Genomic DNA, 21172 nt, shown 5'->3' with positions numbered 1-21172 from the left:
GTCCCGATGCGCGGCGGAGATAATGGTGAAACGCGAATTAGGTTGGCCTTATACGGAGAGGAGCGAATCTGATGGAATATACGGTACTGGGTCGAACCGGCATCCGCGTATCGCGGCTCGGACTCGGCGGAGCGCCGCTCGGCGGCGATTTCGGAGCGACGAGCGACAAGGAGGCGGTCGATACGGTGCACGCCGCGCTGGATGCCGGCGTAACCTTCTTCGATACGGCGCCGCTCTATGGGCGCGGCGAAAGCGAGCGTCGGCTCGGGCTCGCGCTGCAAGGAAAACGGCCGCAGGCGGTCATTGCGACCAAAGCCGTGATGCGGGGCGAGCCCTACACCTACGACAACACGATCAAGTCGGTGGAGATGAGCCTCCGGCGGCTGCAAACGGACTGGATCGATCTCATACAGCTGCACGAGACGGAAGCGACGACCTTCGAGGAAGCGAGAGAGGGAACGCTGGCTGCCTTCGAGCGGCTGAAGCGCGACGGCAAGGTGCGGGCGATCGGCGCGAACGGCCGCAATACGGATATTCTCGCGCAGTATTTGCGCACGGGTTTGCTGGATACGGCGCAGACGTACTGCCGCTATACGCTGATCGATCATTCGGCGCGGGAGCATGTGTTTCCGCTGGCGCGCGAATACGGCGCAGCGGTCATTAACGGCAGCCCGCTGAATATGGGCGTGCTCGCGGATACGCCGGCTCCGTTTCTGCAAAATAACCCCGAGCTTCTCGAAGAAGCCGGACGGCGCATGCGCATGCTAGATTTTTTGCGGAAGCCGGGACCGCACGGGCTGGTAGAAGCGGCCATGCGCTTCAGCTTGACGTGCCCGGACATCGCCGTGACGCTTACCGGAGCGGCAAGCCCGGACATCGTCGCGCAAAATGCGGCTTATTGCGACGGGCAGGGGCTGGAGGAGCCAGAGCTCCTGCGGGTGCTGGAGCTGTTTGCCGGGAAGCCGTTATATTAAGGAAAGAGGGGGAAGCCGGTGTATCTCGACAGTCATGTTCACTTTTGGCGGCCGGCCCGCGGCGATTACGGCTGGCTTAAACCGGATAACAGCAACCTGTATCGGGACTTCACTCCGGAGCAGCTGCTGCCCCATCTGACGGCGGGAGCGGTTCGCGGCTGCATCGCCGTGCAAGCCGCTCCAACCGATGCCGAGACCGACGAGCTGCTGTCGCTGGCCGATGACCACCCGTGGATTGTCGGCGTCGTCGGATCGCTCGACCCGTTCGCAGCGGAGGCGGCGTACGCTGCCCGATACGAGCGGCTGCGTGAACGGCGTCGTTTCTCGGGGGTGAGGCTGGGCGGCGAGCAGTTGGAACGCATTGCCCGCTGCGGCGGAGAGGCTGTGCGAAGACTGCGGCGCTGGGCCGAAGACCGGTTCGCAGTCGATCTGCTCGTACGCGCACATCAGCTGGAGCATGTCTTGGCGGTCATGCGGCAAGCGCCGGAGCTGCATGCGGCGGTGAATCATTTGGGCGGCCCGCCGTATGGCGACGAGCAGGGCCGCTTGTCGTGGGAGCGGCGGATGTCCGCGCTTGCGCTGTATCCGAATGTTATGGTGAAAATTTCCGGTATGCTGACCTCCGCCGGAAACAGGCCGGAGCTGCTGCGTCCTTATGCGGCGCATCTGCTGGAAGCGTACGGACCGGACCGGCTGATGTTCGGCAGCGATTGGCCGGTGGCGACGCAAAACGGCGGCTATCGCGACGTGCTGATGCTATTCGAGCAGGTTTTGCCGGCCGGACTTACAGAGCGGGAACGGAGCGCCGTCCGCTTTGACAGCGCCCGGCGTTTTTACCGGATTTCCGAAGCGCGGTAGGCGTTTCCGTTATTCCGCCTCCTGTGTTTTCAAATCTAATCGATCAGATACAATATCAGATCGGCCAAACGGCAGCTTTGGGAACGGCAGCGGACACGCTTGCCGTTTTTTTGTGTTGCAATATATCGTCGGACTGTATATAGTATAACTATACAGTTTGACGATATATAGTTGGGCGATATACTGGATGCCGTTAGGAGGAGACGTATGGACAGAGATAAGCATTTGCCGTTGACGGAAACCGTTTATTACATTTTGCTGGCTGTAATCGAGCCGGCGCACGGTTATCTGATTATGCAGAAGGTAGAGGAACTGAGCGGAGGCCAGGTTCGCATGGCCGCGGGAACGTTGTACGGAGCGGTCGAGAATCTGGTGAAGCTGAAGTTCATTCAGCCTGTGGCCAGTATGGACAGCCGCCGTAAAGTATATGCCATTACCGACAAAGGATTGGAAATGCTGCGCCTTGACCGCGAGCGAATGAAGCACATGATCGATGTGACGGCGGATTTATTGAAATAAGAACGGAGGAACGCGAATGAGAAAATATAAATTTTTTACGAACTTCGACGAAGAAGAGCATTGGCTGAACGACATGGCAAGACAGGGCTGGCGATTCGCGCGCAAGACGCCGTTCGGCTACGAATTCGAATCCGCGAAGCCGGAGAATGCGGTTATTAAAATCGATTATCGCAGCTTTAAAAAGCAAAGGGACTTTGAGGATTACTGCGCGTTATTCGAGGATAGCGGATGGGAGCATATCGCGGGGACGAAAAGCACAGGACATCAGTATTTTAAGAAAATAGGCTGCCAGGGAAGAGAGGATATATTTTCCGACGGCGATTCCAAAGCCGGGCGTTATAAACGGTTGTCGGACATGTGGGCGGCATTGGCGTGTTCCTTCGTTCCTCTTCTGGCCGTATTGATCTCTACGGGTGCGATCGACCCGGGGGTGCTGCTTGATCTGAAGGCGCTGTACTACACTCCGGGACTGTGGGAGCTAAGCGGGGCGGGTTTCTGGAGAGCCTTTCTGTTCGAAACGCCATTTGCCCTGTTCAGAGGCGTATTCTGGCTTATCATTCCGATTATGATCGTGATTTATCTGTACTTCGCCTCGAAAGCGAATCGGCAATACAAGAAAAGCTCCGAATAGGAGCTTTTTGTTTGTTTAGGAAATGATGCGCAGCCATATCCTGTGGAAATCCGTGGGCACCCCCGAAAGTAAAGTCTACCCATAGAACGATCCCAGAGGAAGGGTTAGACGCCGATCCAGCTTAGGCTGGATGCGGACGGAATAAGCTTCAGAGCATCACGTCACTACCCTGGAAATTACTCTTGGTACCCCATTTCCATTGTCTGTGGTGCCGCGTAGCGGCATGGATGGCTTTTGGGGGATTTGTTCTATTAACCGCCGCGCGGCCAACAGGAACATTACCGTTCCCGCTGCGGAATGAAGGTCAGGCAGAGCTGCTCCCAAATTTCATCCGGCGTATAGCCCCGCGTCTCCCGCTGAAATACGTAGGAATCCCGGCTCATTGCGCCCAGCAGCATATCGGCTCGGAACGTAGGGTCCGGAGCCGGACCGTTTTCGTTCATCTCGTCGAAAAGAGGGAGGATGAGCTGATGCAGCTCCTCATATATAGGGCTCTTGGAGCGCGGCCTTCGATTCGACGGCGGCGCATCCTCGACACCCGCCAGCAGCTGCGATTTTTTTTCCCGAAAACCGATAAATAAACGAATTAAGCCCTTTAGCCGCTGCTCCGGCGGCTCTGTGCGGTGCCGCTCCAAATAAGCTTCCATATCCTCGAATAACAAATCCAGATGCTCTTTTATTAAATCGAGGCATAATTCGCTTTTGTTCTTATAGCGGCGGTAGAGCGTTCCCGGACCCAGTTTCGCTTCCGCAGCGATTTGGTTCATGCTGACCGGTTCCACTCCGTGCTGTTCAAACAGACGCATGGCTACCTGTAGAATGCGCCGCCGATTTTCGGCGGCATCCCGCCGTTCCGGACGTGCGGAAACCGTTTCATCCTCAGTCATGGAAATCCCCCTTATTTATAACCATTTGACAAACGGAGAGTTCTCCGTTTATATTAAGTGGAGTAGTCTCCGTTTATATTATCATACTCATGAGGAGTGGACAACCGATGCAAAATCAAAGCAAAGCGGCGCTGTTGGTCATGGATGTGCAAAATGGTATTGTAAACCGGATAGGAGAAGAGAATATTGTTCCGTTTCAGCAAGCCGTGGAAGCCGCTCGGCAAAACGATATTCCCGTTATTTATATCCGGCTGGCCTTTCGCGAGGGCTATCCCGAGGCGAGTCCGAGAAATAAGGCCTTCTCCGCGATTTCCACACACGGCAGCATGACCGCTTCGGATGCGGCGGTACAAATCCACGAGTCCGTTCGGCCCCTGCCCGGCGAGCCTATAGTTACCAAGCTCCGCGTCAGTGCTTTCACCGGCAGCGATCTGGAAGTGATTCTGCGCTCGCGAGGGATCGATACGCTGATTCTTAGCGGGATTGCGACGAGCGGAGTCGTGCTGTCGACGCTGCGGGAGGCTGCGGATAAAGATTATACGATCACGGTGCTCTCGGATGCTTGCCTCGATCCGGACCCTGAAGTTCACCGCGTCTTGATCGAGAAAATATTCCCGCGCCAAGCCGATGTGCTCACCGTCAGCGGCTGGAAAGAAACATTGGCTTAAGTAGAAACCGACCGGCCGCATAACAAGCGCCTCCAGAGATTTCTGGCAGGCGCTCGCCTTTGTATGAAGGGATTGAATCCTATGCCATTATGGAAAAGAAACTTGCTTGTTTGCTGGTTCGGCCTGTTTGTGTCAGGGGTAGGCATGAGTCAGATTGCCCCGGTATTACCGCTCTTTATTAAGCAGCTCGGCGTTGAAGATGCGTCTTCGATTGCTCAATATTCCGGGATCGCATTCGGAGTCACTTATATGATCTCGGCTGTTTTCTCGCCGGTCTGGGGGCTTGCCGCCGATAAATACGGACGCAAACCGATGCTGCTGCGCGCAAGCCTCGGCATGGCGCTCATAGTAGGCTGCATGGGCTTTGCGCCGAATGTCCATGTCCTGATCGGCCTGCGGCTGCTGCAGGGCATCATCACGGGGTACGGTACAGCTTGTACCACGCTGATCGCAACGCAAACGGACCAAGAGCATTCCGGCTGGGCGCTCGGGACGCTTTCCACCGCCAGCATTGCCGGTTCCTTGCTCGGACCGACGATCGGCGGCTTGATCTCGGAAAGCTTCGGCATGCAGAACGTATTTTTTATTACCGGCGCGCTGCTTCTTGTTGCTTTTATTACCACGCTTCTCTTCGTGACGGAATCGTTCGAGCGACGCGAGCAGAAGGTGCTTACCTTAAAAGAGCTGTGGCGGCAAACTCCCGAGAAGAGTCTTACGATGACTTTATTTGCTACGTTTCTGATACTAACGGTGGCTCTGTACTCCATAGAGCCGATTATTACCGTATATATTACCCATTTATCGGATAATCTTAGTCATGTGGCGCTCATCGCCGGGCTTACGTTCTCCGCATCGGGCCTAGCCAATATTATCGCGGCTCCCAGGTTGGGGAAGCTATCCGATAAGATCGGGGCGCACAAAGTCATGCTAGGCGCCCTGATCGCCGCCGGCATCATTTTTATTCCGCAAGCGTTCGTTTCAAGCCCGTGGCAGTTAATGGGCCTGCGTTTTTTACTGGGCTTGACCGTAGCTGGGCTGTCGCCGTCCGTCCATATTTTGATCAAAAAAATCACACCGCCCGCGCTGGCGGGCAGAGTGTTCGGATTCAGCATGTCCGCAGGATATTTGGGTGTTTTTGCCGGCTCCGTGCTCGGCGGGCAGGTAGCAGGCTGGTTCGGCGCACGATACGTATTTTTGGTTACAAGCGCCTTGTTGATGCTTAACGCCGTGTGGGTTTATTTTCGAGTGTATACAATCATGAGTTCGCCGAAAGAAACCGCCTCGTGAAACAAAGCGGAATTGACTCGATCCACGAAGGGCAGCGAGGGATCTATATGATGGATTTGCGCAATGTGAATCCCGGCTAAGCGATACGATACGATGAGGTTGATCGGCTTGGAGCGGTCAGCCTCTTTTTCGTTGCTGATCCTTTACGGGCCGGCAAGCTGAATAAGGGCGGAAGATCCCGTTCGCGTCCAGCATGTACAAAGAGAGTCCGAACCGGCGGCGGTTCAGACCCTCTTTGGCGTCCTGCTCAGGCGTGATGGATGCGCGGCATCGGCATCGGTTCTTTACCCAGCTCCGCCCACGCGTATTTGAGCAGCAGCTCCGTCTTGAGCGCGGCGAACTCCGGTTCGTTCCATAAGTTGCGAAGCTCGCCAGGGTCCTCCTGCAGATCGAATATTTCTCCGTAAGTCTGGTTGTAGTACAACGTGATCTTATATCTTTCATCCACATAGGTTTTCTGATGAATAGTGGTAGGTTCATGGCGAAATTCGCAGATCGCATGATTTCTCGCCTGGCTCGCTTCTCCGGTCCATACCTTTCGCTGATCCACGCCCGTCATTGCCAGAGGAACGGGAATGCCGCAGAAGGATAAGAAGGTGGGCGCCAAATCGACCAGAGATTGAATCGCATCCGACGTCTGTCCCGCCGGTACATGTCCGGGATAGCGGACGATGAAAGGAAGCTTGATCAAATCTTCATAATGGAAGCCTCCTTTGGCCTGCAGACCGTGCTGTCCGTAGAAATGCCCGTGATCCGTCGTGAATACGACGATCGTGTTGTCCGCGAGCCCGAGCTCATCCAGCTTGTCGAGGATTTTGCCGATATATTTGTCCATCATGCTGATCATTCCGTAATAGACGGCGACCAGCTTCTTCTTGTCGTACTCCGTCAGGCGGAACTTGGTTCCGTACTCGTAATAATGATGCGAGCGGTAGCCGTGAATTTCCAAGCCGGTCTCATACAGATCGCTGAAGTCGGGATGCTCCTCCTGCGTTTTCCGGAAATGCGGCGGGTTCTGATCATGTTCTCCCGGAGCGGCTTCGGGTATCGTGAGCGCATCCGGATCGTACATCGTATCCCAAGGCTCCGGCACCAAATATTCCGGATGCGGATCGAAGAAGCTCGCCCACATGAAGAACGGTTCCCCCGACTCCTTGTAGTCGCTCAGCTTGGCATTCGTACGTTCCGCAATCCAGGTGTTGTAATGATATTTTTCCGGAATCGGCCACTTATAAGTGAGCGCAGGGTCCATATGACCGGTCGGAGCGCGGAAGTAGTCCCGCCAATTCGCGCATCCCTGCTCCTCCATCCATAAGGCGTAATGTTGTCCTACATGGGCTTCATTGGTATGATTGCGCGCCAGCTCGACATGATCGAAGCCGTAGAACGGCTCGTTGAAGGTTTTCCAATATTCCAAATCCTGCAGCACGGGATATGCTTCTACGGACGGGTATTCCTCCGTCGATTTGAGCGGCTGAAAATGCGCTTTGCCGATTAAGGCGGTAGCGTAGCCCGCCGCTTTAAAATCTTCGCCGACCGTATGCCGGTCTTCGAGCAGCTTGGTGCCTAATGTCCATGCGCCGTGTTGGCTCGGATACGTTCCCGTAATAATGGAAGCTCTGCTCGGCGTGCAGGTGGGATTGGGGCAGTACGCGCGCGTGAAAGCCGTCCCTTCCCGAACCAGGCGGTCCATATTCGGGGTGTGGATTTCGTTGTTGAACGCGCCTATCGTATTCCAATGCTGTTGATCGCTTGTAATTAGCAATATGTTAGGTCTAGTCATCGTATTCAATCGCCTCCTACTATGATAATATTAGAACTATAGGGAAATTCATATGGCATCTTGTTATATCTTATTTATCATTTTGTTATTTTTGGGGAGGGGAGAGTGTGTGATGCAGGAATTCGATTACGAGTACGCCGAATTTATTTACTATACGCCGCGGAATTTGGACAAGGAGAGCCAGGTTTGGCCGATACGGGGAGGACGCAGTACGGGCAAGCCCAACTATAAGGTCGGCCCGAAGCGGATCGAATGCTACAGTCTTCATCTTGTACAGGAAGGGGAGCTTGTCTTCGAGTATCAAAATCATAAGGTGACGCTCGGTCCCAATCATCTGTTCTGCCTGTTTCCCGGCGTTACTTATCATTACTCCATTTCCGCGACGAATTCGCCGCTTCGATTATGCTGGGTGGCCATGGACGGGCCCCGGATCAGAGCTTTGCTGGAGCTGGCCGGCCTGACGCCCGAGACCCCGTACACGTACCAAGCCGATTGCGCTCCGCTGGAACAAACGATGGAGCAAATTCTTGGGCATATGCGCAATGCATCGGATTGGAGAGCGGCCGTGTCGCTGGAGCTGCAAAGCTTGTTGTTCGCCTTGTTTGCCGGGATTACTCCGGATGCCGGGGAGCGGCATTTCGGGGAAGAACCCGCCGGATGGATTCAGGAATGCATTGATTTTATGGAGCTGCACGCTACGGAGGGCGTGTCCGTACAGCAGGTCGCTTCCTTCGCGGGACTGAACCGCTCCTATTTCTCCGGCGTATTTGCCCGCGAAGTAGGAATGTCCCCGCACAGCTATCTGCAAAAAATCCGGATGGAGAAGGCGAAGCGGCTGCTGCGGGAAACCGAAGCCACCGTTACGGAGATTGCCTTATCTCTCGGCTACCCGAACTTGTTTTCTTTCACGAGAGCGTTCAAAAATTACTGCAAGATAGCCCCGGTTTTGTTTCGCTCCCGGCTCTAAAAACGCAGGTGGAGCAAGCGAGAGCCATCTGGAAAAGCTTTAGCGTTCGCCTTTGTTCCCCGATTTCAACAGCGATTGGAGGATCAAATGGACGCCGCAGCGGACTTTTTCACCACCCTTCTAAGAGTCTGTCCGACGAAACAGGAAAAGCATAGTTTCGTCGCGAAACTTAACTGTAATCTGTTTATCTGGTAAAAAAGGGTGTGTGGTTTATGGCAAAATTTAAATCTTACTCCACGGAACAAGGTGAATTGTTTCCGATGTATTTGAGCGATTGGATCCCTGAAGATCATTTAGTGCGGCTTGTTAGCGACATCGTGGATCAGTTAGATCTCACGGTCATGACAAATCGGTATTCCCATCGCGGAGAAGAAGCCTATCACCCCGCCATGCTTTTGAAGTTATGGTTCTATGGCTATGCTACGGGTGTGTTCACCTCCCGGACCCTTCGTCAGGCTATGGATGAAAATATTCCTTTTCGTTGGCTATGTGGCGGCCATCGACCGGATTTCCGTACGCTCAGCGATTTTCGAAAGGATCACCTCGAATCATTACCGGGACTTTTCAAACAAGTGGTACACATCGCCATACAGCTAGGGTACGTGTCCCTCGGTCATGTCAGCATCGATGGTTCGAAGCTGAAAGCCCATGCATCGAAGCATAAGTCGATGTCGCGAGATCGGATGAACCAGGAAATCGAGCGTCTGGAAAAGGAAATCCGCGAAGCTCTCGAGCAAGCCGGCCAGATAGACGACCAAGAGAACGAAGAGCCCCTTTCGCTGTTGCCGGAATCGGTGACCAATCGCCAATCCCGACTTGAAAAAATCAGAGAGGCGCTCAGACAGTTGGAAACTCGCAAACCGGTAGAGGAATCGAAGACACCGGACAAAGATCAATTCAACTTTACCGATCCAGATTCCCAAATCATGGATACGAAAACCCAAGGCGTCATCCAAGGATATAATCCGCAAATTGCCGTAGATGCGGATCAGGGATTCATCGTCGGACTGCAGATGAACCCTAGCAGCAGCGACCAACACCAATTCCAGCCGGTGCTCGGTTCCATCCGCAACATAACGGGAAAGGTGCCCGAGAAAGTGAGTGCGGACGCAGGGTACTTTAGTGCGGACAACATTCAGGCGGCGACGAAGGCCGAGACCGACGCCTACATCGCGGCAACCCGTGAAAACAAGCCGCACGGGAATCCGTACGATAAAACCAACTTTACGTATATCCCGGAAACGGATACCTATGTGTGCCCAGCGGGACAAACGCTGATCCACAAGTACACATACTATGAAAAGGATCCTCAAAAAGCGACTCAATGGGTGTATATGAGCGATGCCTGCCTGACCTGCCCGTTTCAAAAGGACTGCGTTAAGTCCGGATCCGGTAAACGAAGGGTCAAACGCAATGAAGGCGATCCGATCCGAGAAGCCATGAGAACCAAAGTGCAAAGCGATGCCGGTAAAGACATTTACCGGTTACGTAAAGCCATCGTGGAACCCGCGTGGGGGCAAATGAAAGAATGTCAGGGCTTTCGTCAGTTTCACCTCCGTGGCGAAGATAAGGTTGAGGGTGAGTTCGTCCTTTTGGCTTTAAGCTATAATTTAAGAAAGCTTCATTCTGCCAAATATCCCAAACCATCCACGGTGTATAAACGGGAGAGGTCTGCCCAAAAACGTAAAAAAGCGGCGTAACTCCCACAAAGGCAAAGAAAGACACAGTGATTATACTCAAATCGTGATGAAAAATCATTTGAAAACCGAGTCTTACTCCGAAGGGACCTACAAAAGTAACTCCGTCGGACAGACTCCTAAACGAGGGAGAAAAGCGGACAAAGCGGCGAAGAATGGCAACGCTTCCAAAATACAGGTGAAAAGGAGGGAGCAGCGTGCGTTGGAACCGCAAATTTAATCTTCTCGCCCTGTTCAGGAAAAGCATTCAAGCCAAGGTGTTCGCGGCTTTCGGTTTATTAATGCTGGTGGCGCTGCTTCTTGTCGGACTTGTCATCTATATTCATTTGACGGACAACATCAAGAAAAATGCAACCGTTTATGTGACCGACAGCATTCGCAGGGCGGATGAAAATGTCAATGCCGTGCTCAAGGACGCCAATCATCTGCTGGCCCTTGTCGTGACAAATCAGGAAAATGTAATTGATGTTTTGCGCAGCGACAATTACGAAATTTCGCTGGAATGGTTTAAGGAACAGAAGCAGATTAACAGCTTTCTTTCTTATTTAACGGCCTATAAATCGCAGATCAGCCGGATTGCCGTTGTCGGGACGAACGGGAAAATTTTTTCGGTAGGGGTGCCGTACCTGGATCGAACGACGCTGAACGAAGAGCTCGTACAGCAAATCATTCAAGCTCCCGAACAAAAAACGTTTATTAAGCAGTATCATAACGGACGGGAGGAGACGCTCACGATAGCGCGGACGATCCGGTACAACCGCGAGCCCATCGGGGTCGTTATGATCGACTTGGACTATCAGATCATCCAAAGCAATTATGATATTCGTCCGTCCGACGACAGCTTCGTATATATCCTCGGCGATAACGGAGATATCGTATATTCGTCCGCGGCAGCCAAAAGCATGGAGCCTGCAGACAGTCCCACGGATATGGCGGCCCAATTGAACAAGTTCGTAGGGACCAGCCAAGTGCGGGAGGAGGCCATAGGCGGGGAAAAGCAGCTGGTGGTCAGCTCTACCTCGGATTTTACCGGCTGGACGACGGTGGGCATCATTCCGGAGCATACCCTGCTAAAAGATTCGCTGGCATTAAGAAATCAAATCATCAATCTTGTGCTTCTCGTGTACATGGCCGTTCTGGCCGTTTCCGCTGCGGTTTCCTCGCATATTACGAAAAACTTGCGCCGTCTGAGAAATACGATGGAGCGTGTGCAGGAAGACAGCTTCATAGCGGCTACCCATATTACCGCCGAAGATGAAGTGGGCCAGCTATCTCTTGTGTTTCAAAACATGCTGAGGCGGCTGCGGGAATCGATGAATGAGATCAAGCAGCGGGAACGGTTAAAGCGAGAAGCCGAGTTAACGGCGCTGCAAGCGCAAATCCGTCCTCATTTTTTATACAATTCACTCAATACGATCAAATACATGGCAAGTCTTAACCATGCGAGCAACATCGAAGAAGTGTCGTCCTCGCTTATCGAGCTGCTGAGGGGCGTTCTGGGCAACACGAAGGAGTTCATTCCTCTAAGGGAAGAGCTGCATTACGTTCAGAGCTACATTAATATTCAAAAATATAAATACATCGACCGTTTCAGCGTTCATTATCAAATCAGTCCTGAGCTGCTCGATACTCCCGTGCTTAAGCTGATACTGCAGCCCTTGGTGGAAAACGCCGTAACGCACGGCGTGGGCGTTATTAAGGAGAAAGGGATCATTACCGTAAAGGCGTACGTAGAGAACGGCTTGCTGAAGCTGGAGGTCGCCGATAACGGCGGCGGGATGACGGCAGAGCAGATTAGGCTTCTCTTGGAGGAGGATGCCGATGCGGCACGGACGAAGCCGTTCCGGTCCGGAGGGATGGGGATTTGCAACGTAAACGAGAGAATACGGATGGTTTACGGGCCGGAATACGGGCTGCAAATTTTTAGCAGACCCGGGGCTTTTACGAGAGTCGAAATTACAATTCCTGTTAACAGGGGGGATGTGAGCCATGTTTAAAGTGCTGTTGGTGGACGATGAACTGATTGCCCGGCAGTATATGCGCCATCTGATTGATTGGGAAGGGCAGGGAATGATCATTTGCGGCGAAGCCGGCAACGGGCTGGAAGCGATCGAGTTAATGGAGCGGGAACAGCCGCATATCGTCATTGCCGATATCAATATGGCGGGGATGGACGGCGTGGAGCTGTCCCGCTATATGAGCGCCAACCAGGCGGGGCGAATCAGATTGATCATTCTGAGCAGCTACGACAACTATGAATATGTGCGGGAGACGATGAAGAACGGGGCCGTCGATTATTTGCTCAAGCATCGTCTGGATGCCGCGGGATTGCTCGATATTTTGAGCAAGGTCAAACAGGAGATTACCGATTCGGAGGAGAAGCCGCAGCATTTAAACTATATCGAAAAAAATTGGTCCGCCTTGAATCAGGATGTGGCGCGCAACTATTTTAAAGAACTGCTGCTTGGCCTGGAAGAACAGTTCCCGAAGATTGAAGATTACTTCCGTCATCTTTCGCCGATCGGAGCGCGCAATCTGGTCGTCACCGTCATCCAAACCTCCGAGCAGCGCGGCCCTGCACAGGGCCAGACGGTATCGGAACGCAATAAGAGAATGCGGTCGATTCTGGATATGGTTCAGCAAGGAATCGCCCAGACGGACAACGGCATCGCCGTAGAGCTGGAATACGGGAAGTTCGCGGTGATGACCGCCTTTCCGCAGGGACGCAGCGAAAATGACATTCACCAGCGGCTCCATGCTTGTCTGCAAAGAATCGCCAGTTCGCTTGAGATGTACCTGAATCTTCAGGTGTCCTTCGCGTCGGGTCCGATATGCCACAAGTTCTCGCAAATTCCGCTTAGTTATTCATCCGCTTTGCGGGATTTGGCCCGCGAATGGCCTGCCGCCGATTCTTATATCGAACAAGCCGAGGTGTTCACGCTGACGCTTCATCAAGAAAAAAGCTTGCTTCAAGCCGTCGAACAATTCGACCGGTTCAAGACGGACATGCTGCTCGACGATCTGTTCGAAGCGTTGGGAAGCCTGCCGTACGATTCGCCGTCCGTGTCCAACGCCGTCAATGAGCTGGTCCAGCTTGCGGATAAAATATGGCGTAAAGCCGGCAGTAAAGATCAGGATTATGTTGACGACGATCTCCCCTTGAGATACGATCCGGCTTCGCCGGAGACGGTCGGCAGCGCCAAAGATCGGGTGAAGCAGCTGTTCCGGCAATTAATCGGGAAATTAAGCCCCGAACCGGAGCAAGCTTCCTATTCTCCGTATGTTTATTCGGCGATGCAATATGTCAACAGCCGTTATGCCGAGAACCTTTCTCTGGACTTGGCTGCGGAGCGCGCGGGAATCACCGCCTCTTATCTGGGCCGGCTGTTCAAGCAGGAAACCGGCGTCTATTTCACCGATTATTTGAATCAAATCCGGATCGATAACGCCAAGCGGCTTATTCGCAGCGGACGGTATAAAGTGAATCAGATCTACGAGCGCGTCGGCTTCTCCGGCTATAATTATTTCTTCAAGGTGTTTAAGGATTCGGTCGGCATGACGCCGCATCAATACGCCAAAAGCAGGGAGGAGCCGGATGGCCCGTCTTCCTGATAGTCCTCTTTTCCAGTTACGATTTTTGTAGTTTTTTTACGCATTATTGCAGTCTTATGTAATCGCTTTCTTTGATAAGATTAAAGCGTTCACAATTACTATACCGTTAAGGGGGACGCCTCATTGCAGAGATTAAAAAGAACTGTATCGTTAATGTCGATTGCCGCTTTGATGTCGACGGCGACTGTCGCTTGCACGTCCGGCGAAGAGAAAGCGGACGGCAATTCACCCGCCGCCAAAACCGATTCGAACGTCGCCTCGTCCGGCTTTCCCATCGTGGAGCAGCCGCTCACGCTCAAGTTTTTCGCCAGAAAATCGCCGCCTAACGGCCCCTATGCCAACATGCTTGTATTTCAGGAATACGAGAAGAAGACGAATATGAAGATTGAATGGGAGGACGTTCCCCAGGATGGATTTGCAGAGAAGAAAAATTTGCTGTTTGCATCCAACGAGCTTCCCGATGCTTTGTATAAAGCGGGGATTACGCCGCTCGAAGCGGTGAAATACGGCAGCAGCGGCATGCTTGCTCCGCTTGAAGGCTTGATTGATAAATATGCGCCGAATCTCCAGACGCTGTTTAAGCAGTACCCGGAAATCAAACCGGCGATCACGGCTCCGGACGGGCATATTTACGCGCTGCCGGGCATTGTGACGCTGACCTCGGGAAGAACGAACAAGCCGTGGCTCAATAAAGCGTGGCTGGAGAAGCTCAATTTGAAGGAGCCAAAGACGACGGACGATCTGGTTCAAGTGCTTAAGGCGTTTCGCGATAACGATCCGAACGGGAACGGGAAGCAGGACGATCTGCCGATGAGCGAACGTAACTGGGATGCGCTGATCGCCACCATGTCCGGGTCATGGGGTCTGGAAAGCCAGATGGGATACCAGCTCGAAGTGAAGGACGACAAGGTTCACATATGGGTGACCGACCCCCGGTTCAAAGAATATCTGCAATTTCTGCACATGCTGTATCAGGAGAAGCTGCTTGACCAGGAAGTGTTCACCCAGACCGAGACCCAGTTTGTCGGGAAAATGGCGTCTGGCAATATAGGGTTCTTCCATAATCAGGCGAGCGACCCGTTTACCAAGAAAAAAGACGATTTTATGGGGATTGCGCCGCTCGCGGGGCCTCACGGAGATCAGAAGGTGAACGCGAACCCCGTAGCAAGAGACTTCGGCACCTTCGCCATTACTTCGGTCAATAAACATCCTGAAGCGACCATGCGCTGGATCGATTATTTTTACGGCGACGAAGGCTCCATTTTCTTCCGCTACGGCATCGAGGGGCAAACCTATAATTTGAAAAAAGACGGCCTGCCGGAGTATACCGACGAAATCTGGAACGATAAGCGCGGCACGGGAACGACGATCGGCCAATTCTCGCCATGGCCCGGCGGAGGCGCGCCTCATTTGATCAGCGAGAAAAACGCTACGGCTATCAATCCTGCGGAAGTTCAAGAAGCGCAGACGAAGCTGGACCCGTATATGCCTAAGCAAGTGTTCGGCGCTCCGCTCTTTGACGAGAAAACCGCCAAGGAAGTCGATACGCTCCGCCAGGATATCGATACTTACGTAGCCGAAACGACGAGCAAAATGATTACCGGCGCGGTCGGATTCGACAAATGGGATGAATATGTGAAAACGCTGGAAAAAATGGATTTGGCCCGTCTCGAGTCCATTTATCAAAAAGCGTACGACACGAATTACAAAAAGAAGTAAGCGATAAGTCCGCAGCGCAGCGGGTACAGGAAGGTTCTGTGCCCGCCGTAACCGGGAAGCCTTATGACAGGGGTGACAAACATGCAAACCGAACGGAAACCGCCGTCTCCCGGTATGGCCCAAGCCGTACCGGCAGCTCAGATCGGCGGAAGCTCGCTGGCCCGGCGCCGGCTGCTCAGGCGAATCCTCGTCAGATACGATTTATACCTCATGCTGCTGATCCCGCTCGCGTGGTATTTGATTTTTCAATACGGACCGATGTACGGGGTACAGATCGCTTTTAAAGATTTTCAGCCCGCCAAAGGGATTATGGGGAGCAAATGGGTCGGCTTGGAGCATTTCGAGCGCTTTTTCTCCTCCTATTATTTCGGAAGATTGCTGTGGAACACGATTTCAATCAGCTTGTATTCTCTGCTGTTTTCTTTTCCCGTTCCGATTCTGCTGGCGCTGCTCATCCATGAAATCCGCAGCCAAGGATTTAAGAAGTGGGTGCAGAACGTAACGTACATTCCGCATTTTATTTCGGTCGTCGTTATCGTCGGCATGCTGCAGCTGTTTTTGGGTTCCCAAACGGGCTTTATCAATGTGCTGCTTCATGCGACGGGCGCGGAAAAGATCGCTTTTTTGGACAGCGGCGAATGGTTTAAATCGGTGTTCATCAGCTCTAATATATGGCAAAATATGGGATGGCAGTCGATCATCTATATCGCCGCCTTAAGCGGCATCAATCCGCAGCTGTATGAAGCCGCCAAGATGGACGGAGCCAGCCGGTTACGCCGAATATGGCATGTTTCGCTGCCGGGTATTTTGCCCATTATTATCATTTTGCTCATTCTCGATGTCGGCCACTTCATGAATATCGGCTTTGAGAAAATTTTGTTGATGCAGAACAATTTAAACAAGGATGCCAGCGACGTCATCCAAACGTTTATTTATACCAACGGGATTCAAAAAGGCGATTTCAGTTATACGGCGGCGATCGGGTTGTTTAATTCCGTCATCAATTTCGCCTTGCTTATTCTGATCAACCGTTTTGCCCGCAAGAAGGCGGAAACGAGCTTATGGTAGGAGGGAGAGCATGAATAATAAAGCCGTACGCCGCATTGCCGACGGCCATTGGTTCGATGCTGGCATTTATACCGTATCGGCCGCCATTCTCGTGACGGTGCTGTATCCGCTGCTGTTTGTACTAAGCGCTTCCTTCAGCGATCCGACCAAAGTCATGAGCGGCGAGATGTGGCTGCTGCCGAAGGGCTTTACCTTGGGCGCTTACAAAGAGATTTTCGATTATGCAGCCGTCTGGTCCGGCTATCGCAATACGCTGCTCTATACGACGGTAGGCACGTGCGTTAACCTTATCTTGACGACGCTTGCCGCCTATCCGTTATCCCGCAAAGATTTGCCGGGCCGCAATCTGTTCATGTTTCTGATTACGTTTACGATGTTTTTCAACGGCGGCTTGATTCCGACTTATTTGATCGTGAAAGGGTTGGCGCTCGTCAATACGTTCTGGGCGCTGATCATCCCGAATGCGATCGCCACGTATAACCTGATCGTGATGCGGACCTATTTTCAAAACAGCATCCCTTGGGAAATTCAGGAGGCTTCGCTCATCGACGGCTGCTCCAACTTCCGCTTGCTCACGCATATTATATTGCCGTTGTCCAAGCCGATTATCGCCGTAATGGTATTGTATTACGCCGTCGGTCATTGGAACTCGTATTTCAACGCGTTGATTTATTTGCGCAACTCCAATTTATATCCGCTGCAGCTGGTGCTTAGAGAAATATTGATCGTCAGTCAGAGCAATATTCTCGACCAATCCGGCTCGACGTTCGGGATGGACGAGAAGCTGCTTTTGGCCGAAAGCATTAAATATGCGCTCATTATCGTAGCGAGCCTTCCCGTTCTGATCATGTATCCGTTCGTGCAGCGTCATTTCGTCAAAGGCGTGATGATCGGCTCGCTGAAAGGATAATACCGGCGAGGCATTAGGAGGAATAGAACAAAATGAGCACAGGGACAAACAAACCGAATATCATCGTCATCATGACGGATCAGCAGCGGGCCGACGTATCCGCCAGATACGGATTTCCGCTTGATACGACGCCCTTCCTGGACGGCTTGGCGCGCAGGGGAACGTGGTTTGACAAGGCTTATACGGCCGCGCCCGTCTGCGTGGCCGCCAGGTGCAGCATGCTGACGGGACGGTACCCCGGCGCGCACAAGGTCAGGGACAACGGGGGCAGCCGGCATGTCAGCTATACGCAAGATTTGTTCGATGTGATGAAGGGGCAAGGCTATCGTACGGCGCTGATCGGCAAAAATCACACGTATCTCCGCGCGGACAGCCCCTCCGTCGACCATTATGTATCCTTGAATCATTTCGGCGATTCGGGGCCTTTCCGGACGGAACAGGAGAAGGCGTTCGTCGATTGGTTGAGGCGCCGCTCCCAGTGCAGCCTGGAAGCGGCGCCTTATCCGCCCGAATGCCAAAATCCGGCACGGGCGGTTACGTCCGCCCTGGAATGGCTGCAGCCGGCTGAGCGGCAATCGGCGGAGGAGCAGCCGTTCTTCCTCTGGCTTAGCTTCCCCGAGCCTCATAATCCTTATCAAGCGCCGGAGCCTTATTACTCGATGTTTCCTCCGGAAGATTTGCCGCCCTTAAGGGCATCGGCGGAAGACGGAGACCGCAAAGGCTACAAGTGGCGTTGGTGCCGGAGGCAGGGGGAATATTTCAACCCGGATTACGAGCGGGAAATTCCCCGCGTTCGCTCCAACTATTTCGGCATGCTGCGGCTGATTGACGACCAGATCCGGCGGCTGATCGGCTCGCTGGAGGCTGCGGGAACGCTGGAGAACACCGTGATCGTGTTCTTGTCCGATCACGGCGATTTTACGGGCGAATACGGCCTGATCAAGAAAGGGCCGGGGCTGCCGGATATTTTATTGCGCATTCCGCTGCTGTTTACCGGCCCCGGGATTGTGGCGGACGCCCGGCCGCATCCGGCCCATGTGTCCATCGTCGATCTGCTGCCTACCTTATGCGAAGCGGCCGGCGCCCCCATTCCTGCGGGCGTGCAGGGAAGAAGCCTGTGGCCTCTTCTAACGGGACGCGCCGATCCGCATCCTGAATTTTCTAGCGTATATGCGGAGCACGGCTACGGCGGGCAGGAGCTGACGGAGGACGACGGGCTGGACATCCGCAATTTCGGCAGCGTATCCGAAGACGATGGGGAACGGACGGTTCGGTTCGACGAATTGAACTCGGTTACGCAAAGCGGCTTTATGCGGACGGTCCGCAAAGGAGAATGGAAGCTGAACATGAGTATGCAAGGGCAGGGCGAGCTGTATCGTCTTGCCGATGATCCGTTGGAGCTGCACAATTTGTTCGGACAGCCGCAAGCCCGGGAGGCGGAGCTGGAGCTGCTCAGGGAATTGGCCGTATGGATGATGCGCAGCGAAGACCCGCTGCCTTATCCGGCCGCCTATGCGTATAAACCTATTTACGGCAAACGCGATGAAATATAGGAGGAATCGATCTGTGGACAGCAAGACGAAAATCAGAATCGACGCCGCCAAGCGGCAGCATAAACCGTTAATCCGTATTTGTTCGGCCATTTCGTAGAAGATATCCGCGACCATATGGACGCGATGCTTGCTTTCGCATTGAAGGATATGGACTTTGAAGAGGAAGCGGTGAACGGAGTATCCGCAGGATGGCATCCGATCAACAACGGAAAAAATACGGAGTTCGCCCTGGAGCCTGCGGCGCCGAAGCATTCCGGGCACAGCCAAAAAATCCGCATCTACAGCAATGACCGGTGCGAAGCCGGCATTGGCCAATCGGTCTCCGTTCGCGGAGGCATGGAATATAAGGTGCGGATCGTGGCGCGGGCGGCGATCGAGATTAGACGGCTGGTTTGCGAAATAACCGACCCGCACGGCGGGGACAGCCTGTGCTCGGTTCAAGTCGAATTAACGAGCCACAACTGGCGGGAATATTCGTTCTCTCTCACGCCTTCGCGTACGCTGGAGGGCGCGCAATTCCGGCTGTTGATCTCTTCGGAGGACGCGGAGTGGAGGGATTCCACGGCGACCGGAATCCTCTGGCTCGATCATGTCTCGATGCTGCCTGCGGACAGCGCGGGCATCGTCAAGAAGGAAGTCGTCGATATGACGCGCGGACTGAACGCCGGCATGATGCGCATTGCGGGCAACTATATTAGCGCTTATCATTTTGAGCATGCCATCGGGCCGGAGCTGGAGCGGCCGAATATGATCAATGAAGCGTGGGGCGGCTGGACGAACAAATATTTCGGCACGGACGAATTCATCCGGTTTTGCCGCGATGTGAACAACGAGCCGCTGATTTGCGTCAATGCCGGCTCCGGCACGCCGGAAGAAGCGGTGCAATGGATGGAATACTGCAACGGGAGCGCGGAGACGCCGTACGGCGCGCTGCGGGCACAGTACGGGAATCCGGAGCCGTACGGGGTCAAATATTGGGAAGTGGGCAATGAAATTTACGGTCCTTGGCAGGTCGGGCATTGCACTGCGGAGGAGTTCGCCTATCGGTATATCCGCTTTGCCAAAGCGATGAAGGAGGCCGACCCGGACGCCGTTCTCCTGGCCTGCGGTCATGTCGATCCGGAATGGAACCGGATTGTGCTGGACATTGCGGGCGAATATATGGATTATTTGACGCTGCATATTTATCACGGCTTCGGCACGGTCGGCATCCGGCCCGATACGCCGAAGGAGGAGCGGTACAAGGCGATCGTCTCCTATCCCGAGATTACGCGCCGGATCATCGATACGACAAGAGAGCTTATCGACCGTCATGACAAGCACCGCCATGTGAAGCTGGCCGTCACGGAATATACGACGATGTATTATCCGAACACGATTCGCCAAGGGCTCCCGATGGAGCATACGCTGGAAGCTGCGGTAGCTAACGCCGCCAACTTGAACGAATTTATCCGCCAATCGGATTTAATTGAAATCGGCAGCTATTCGGATTTGGTCAACGGCTGGCTCGGCGGCTGCATCCGCGTGGGCGATCACTACGCCGATCAATACCGCGGCAAGCTCCCGGGCTGGAGCGGAAGGAGCCAGACGGTGTACGGTACGCCGACGTATCATCTGATGAAGCTCTACGCGAACCGGAGCATCGACCATGTCGTACACAGCGAAACCGAATGCGAAACTTACAGCGCCGACGGCGCCGATAACCGCCATGGCGAGAGCCTCCGCGATTTGCCGGTGCTGGACGTCGTAGCCTGCGTGAGCGAGGCCGGCGATACGCTGACTTTGTTTGCGGTAAACCGGGGGCTTAAAGCCGCCGAAACGGAAATCAGCATCGATTCCTTCCCGGCGGATTCGAATGTAACGGTATGGGAAATAAGCGGGGATGACTATGAAGCGATTAACTCGGTATTCGAGCCCGAACGCATCGTCGCCCGGGAACAATCCGTGTCCGCGCAGCAAGGACGGCTGATCTTCAAGCTGGGGGCTCATTCCGTCTATGCGTTCGAATTCAGACGATGATGCGGGCTGACGGCTTGCCG

Annotated in this window: 17 protein-coding genes; 15 read left to right on the top strand and 2 right to left on the bottom strand. The window is 53.7% G+C overall.

Going from position 1 to position 21172, the window contains the following annotated elements:
- The first annotated feature begins 71 nt into the window (after positions 1-71).
- From SK3146_RS01720 to SK3146_RS01705, 4 genes are all read left to right on the top strand, one after another.
- Entirely contained in the window at positions 72-974 is a 903-nt protein-coding gene (locus tag SK3146_RS01720; protein WP_249863433.1) for an aldo/keto reductase, read from the top strand.
- A gap of 18 nt (positions 975-992) precedes the next feature.
- A complete protein-coding gene (locus SK3146_RS01715) occupies positions 993-1832 on the top strand; it encodes an amidohydrolase family protein (RefSeq protein ID WP_249863432.1) in 840 nt (279 codons plus the stop codon).
- 207 nt (positions 1833-2039) lie between these two features.
- Positions 2040-2351 (top strand): PadR family transcriptional regulator, encoded by a 312-nt coding sequence (locus SK3146_RS01710; RefSeq protein WP_249863431.1) that lies wholly within the window; start codon positions 2040-2042, stop codon positions 2349-2351.
- 16 nt (positions 2352-2367) lie between these two features.
- A complete protein-coding gene (locus SK3146_RS01705; RefSeq protein WP_249863430.1) occupies positions 2368-2982 on the top strand; it encodes a DUF2812 domain-containing protein in 615 nt (204 codons plus the stop codon).
- Positions 2983-3260: 278 nt separating this feature from the next.
- On the opposite strand, the gene SK3146_RS01700 is transcribed toward SK3146_RS01705, so the two are convergent.
- Positions 3261-3869, bottom strand: a complete 609-nt coding sequence (locus SK3146_RS01700; RefSeq protein WP_249863429.1) for a TetR/AcrR family transcriptional regulator — start codon at positions 3867-3869, stop codon at positions 3261-3263.
- Positions 3870-3976: 107 nt separating this feature from the next.
- Here SK3146_RS01700 and SK3146_RS01695 point away from each other — a divergent pair, with 107 nt between their 5' ends.
- Both SK3146_RS01695 and SK3146_RS01690 read left to right on the top strand, forming a co-directional pair.
- Positions 3977-4537: a cysteine hydrolase family protein gene (locus SK3146_RS01695; RefSeq protein WP_249863428.1), complete on the top strand. Its 561-nt coding sequence runs from the start codon at positions 3977-3979 to the stop codon at positions 4535-4537.
- Positions 4538-4618: 81 nt separating this feature from the next.
- Entirely contained in the window at positions 4619-5824 is a 1206-nt protein-coding gene (locus tag SK3146_RS01690; protein WP_249863427.1) for a multidrug efflux MFS transporter, read from the top strand.
- Positions 5825-6071: 247 nt separating this feature from the next.
- Here SK3146_RS01690 and SK3146_RS01685 read toward each other — a convergent pair whose 3' ends face one another.
- On the bottom strand, positions 6072-7607 hold the full coding sequence (locus SK3146_RS01685) for a sulfatase family protein (RefSeq protein WP_249863426.1): 1536 nt from the start codon (positions 7605-7607) through the stop codon (positions 6072-6074).
- Between the two features lie 112 nt (positions 7608-7719).
- On the opposite strand from SK3146_RS01685, the gene SK3146_RS01680 reads away from it, so the two are divergent.
- The 9 genes from SK3146_RS01680 (at position 7720) to SK3146_RS01640 (ending at position 21152) form a co-directional block, all read left to right on the top strand.
- On the top strand, positions 7720-8574 hold the full coding sequence (locus tag SK3146_RS01680) for an AraC family transcriptional regulator (protein WP_249866147.1): 855 nt from the start codon (positions 7720-7722) through the stop codon (positions 8572-8574).
- Between the two features lie 212 nt (positions 8575-8786).
- Positions 8787-10274, top strand: coding sequence for an IS1182 family transposase (locus SK3146_RS01675; protein WP_249861671.1), 1488 nt, complete (start codon positions 8787-8789; stop codon positions 10272-10274).
- 194 nt (positions 10275-10468) lie between these two features.
- Positions 10469-12268 carry a sensor histidine kinase gene (locus tag SK3146_RS01670; RefSeq protein WP_249863425.1) on the top strand — a complete coding sequence of 600 codons (1800 nt, stop codon included), beginning with the start codon at positions 10469-10471 and terminating at the stop codon, positions 12266-12268.
- Complete coding sequence (locus SK3146_RS01665; RefSeq protein ID WP_249863424.1) at positions 12261-13883, top strand: response regulator transcription factor; 1623 nt, start codon at positions 12261-12263, stop codon at positions 13881-13883. Before SK3146_RS01670 ends, SK3146_RS01665 begins: the two co-directional genes overlap by 8 nt.
- Positions 13884-14006: 123 nt before the next feature.
- Complete coding sequence (locus tag SK3146_RS01660; RefSeq protein ID WP_249863423.1) at positions 14007-15602, top strand: extracellular solute-binding protein; 1596 nt, start codon at positions 14007-14009, stop codon at positions 15600-15602.
- Between the two features lie 114 nt (positions 15603-15716).
- Positions 15717-16670, top strand: a complete 954-nt coding sequence (locus tag SK3146_RS01655; protein ID WP_249866146.1) for an ABC transporter permease — start codon at positions 15717-15719, stop codon at positions 16668-16670.
- Between the two features lie 10 nt (positions 16671-16680).
- The gene (locus SK3146_RS01650; protein WP_249863422.1) at positions 16681-17580 is read left to right on the top strand and encodes a carbohydrate ABC transporter permease; all 900 of its coding nucleotides are present in this window, start codon (positions 16681-16683) and stop codon (positions 17578-17580) included.
- Between the two features lie 32 nt (positions 17581-17612).
- Positions 17613-19133 carry a sulfatase family protein gene (locus SK3146_RS01645; protein WP_249863421.1) on the top strand — a complete coding sequence of 507 codons (1521 nt, stop codon included), beginning with the start codon at positions 17613-17615 and terminating at the stop codon, positions 19131-19133.
- Between the two features lie 78 nt (positions 19134-19211).
- Positions 19212-21152, top strand: a complete 1941-nt coding sequence (locus tag SK3146_RS01640; protein WP_249863420.1) for an alpha-L-arabinofuranosidase C-terminal domain-containing protein — start codon at positions 19212-19214, stop codon at positions 21150-21152.
- Positions 21153-21172: the final 20 nt, after the last annotated feature.

Origin of the sequence: Paenibacillus konkukensis, from assembly GCF_023523925.1 — a bacterium.
In the GTDB taxonomy this organism is placed as follows: Bacteria; Bacillota; Bacilli; order Paenibacillales; family NBRC-103111; genus Paenibacillus_S; species Paenibacillus_S doosanensis.
The sequence above is the reverse complement of the archived record's forward strand: the minus strand, read 5'-3'. Positions and strand labels throughout refer to the sequence as shown.

Excerpts from the sequence above, each read along its gene's own strand:
- SK3146_RS01720 (WP_249863433.1), top strand. The coding sequence starts at position 72 with ATGGAATATACGGTACTGGGTCGAACCGGCATCCGCGTATCGCGGCTC.
- SK3146_RS01710 (WP_249863431.1), top strand. The coding sequence starts at position 2,040 with ATGGACAGAGATAAGCATTTGCCGTTGACGGAAACCGTTTATTACATT.
- SK3146_RS01705 (WP_249863430.1), top strand. The coding sequence starts at position 2,368 with ATGAGAAAATATAAATTTTTTACGAACTTCGACGAAGAAGAGCATTGG.
- SK3146_RS01700 (WP_249863429.1), bottom strand. The coding sequence starts at position 3,869 with ATGACTGAGGATGAAACGGTTTCCGCACGTCCGGAACGGCGGGATGCC.
- SK3146_RS01695 (WP_249863428.1), top strand. The coding sequence starts at position 3,977 with ATGCAAAATCAAAGCAAAGCGGCGCTGTTGGTCATGGATGTGCAAAAT.
- SK3146_RS01690 (WP_249863427.1), top strand. The coding sequence starts at position 4,619 with ATGCCATTATGGAAAAGAAACTTGCTTGTTTGCTGGTTCGGCCTGTTT.
- SK3146_RS01685 (WP_249863426.1), bottom strand. The coding sequence starts at position 7,607 with ATGACTAGACCTAACATATTGCTAATTACAAGCGATCAACAGCATTGG.
- SK3146_RS01680 (WP_249866147.1), top strand. The coding sequence starts at position 7,720 with ATGCAGGAATTCGATTACGAGTACGCCGAATTTATTTACTATACGCCG.
- SK3146_RS01675 (WP_249861671.1), top strand. The coding sequence starts at position 8,787 with ATGGCAAAATTTAAATCTTACTCCACGGAACAAGGTGAATTGTTTCCG.
- SK3146_RS01665 (WP_249863424.1), top strand. The coding sequence starts at position 12,261 with ATGTTTAAAGTGCTGTTGGTGGACGATGAACTGATTGCCCGGCAGTAT.
- SK3146_RS01655 (WP_249866146.1), top strand. The coding sequence starts at position 15,717 with ATGGCCCAAGCCGTACCGGCAGCTCAGATCGGCGGAAGCTCGCTGGCC.
- SK3146_RS01650 (WP_249863422.1), top strand. The coding sequence starts at position 16,681 with ATGAATAATAAAGCCGTACGCCGCATTGCCGACGGCCATTGGTTCGAT.
- SK3146_RS01645 (WP_249863421.1), top strand. The coding sequence starts at position 17,613 with ATGAGCACAGGGACAAACAAACCGAATATCATCGTCATCATGACGGAT.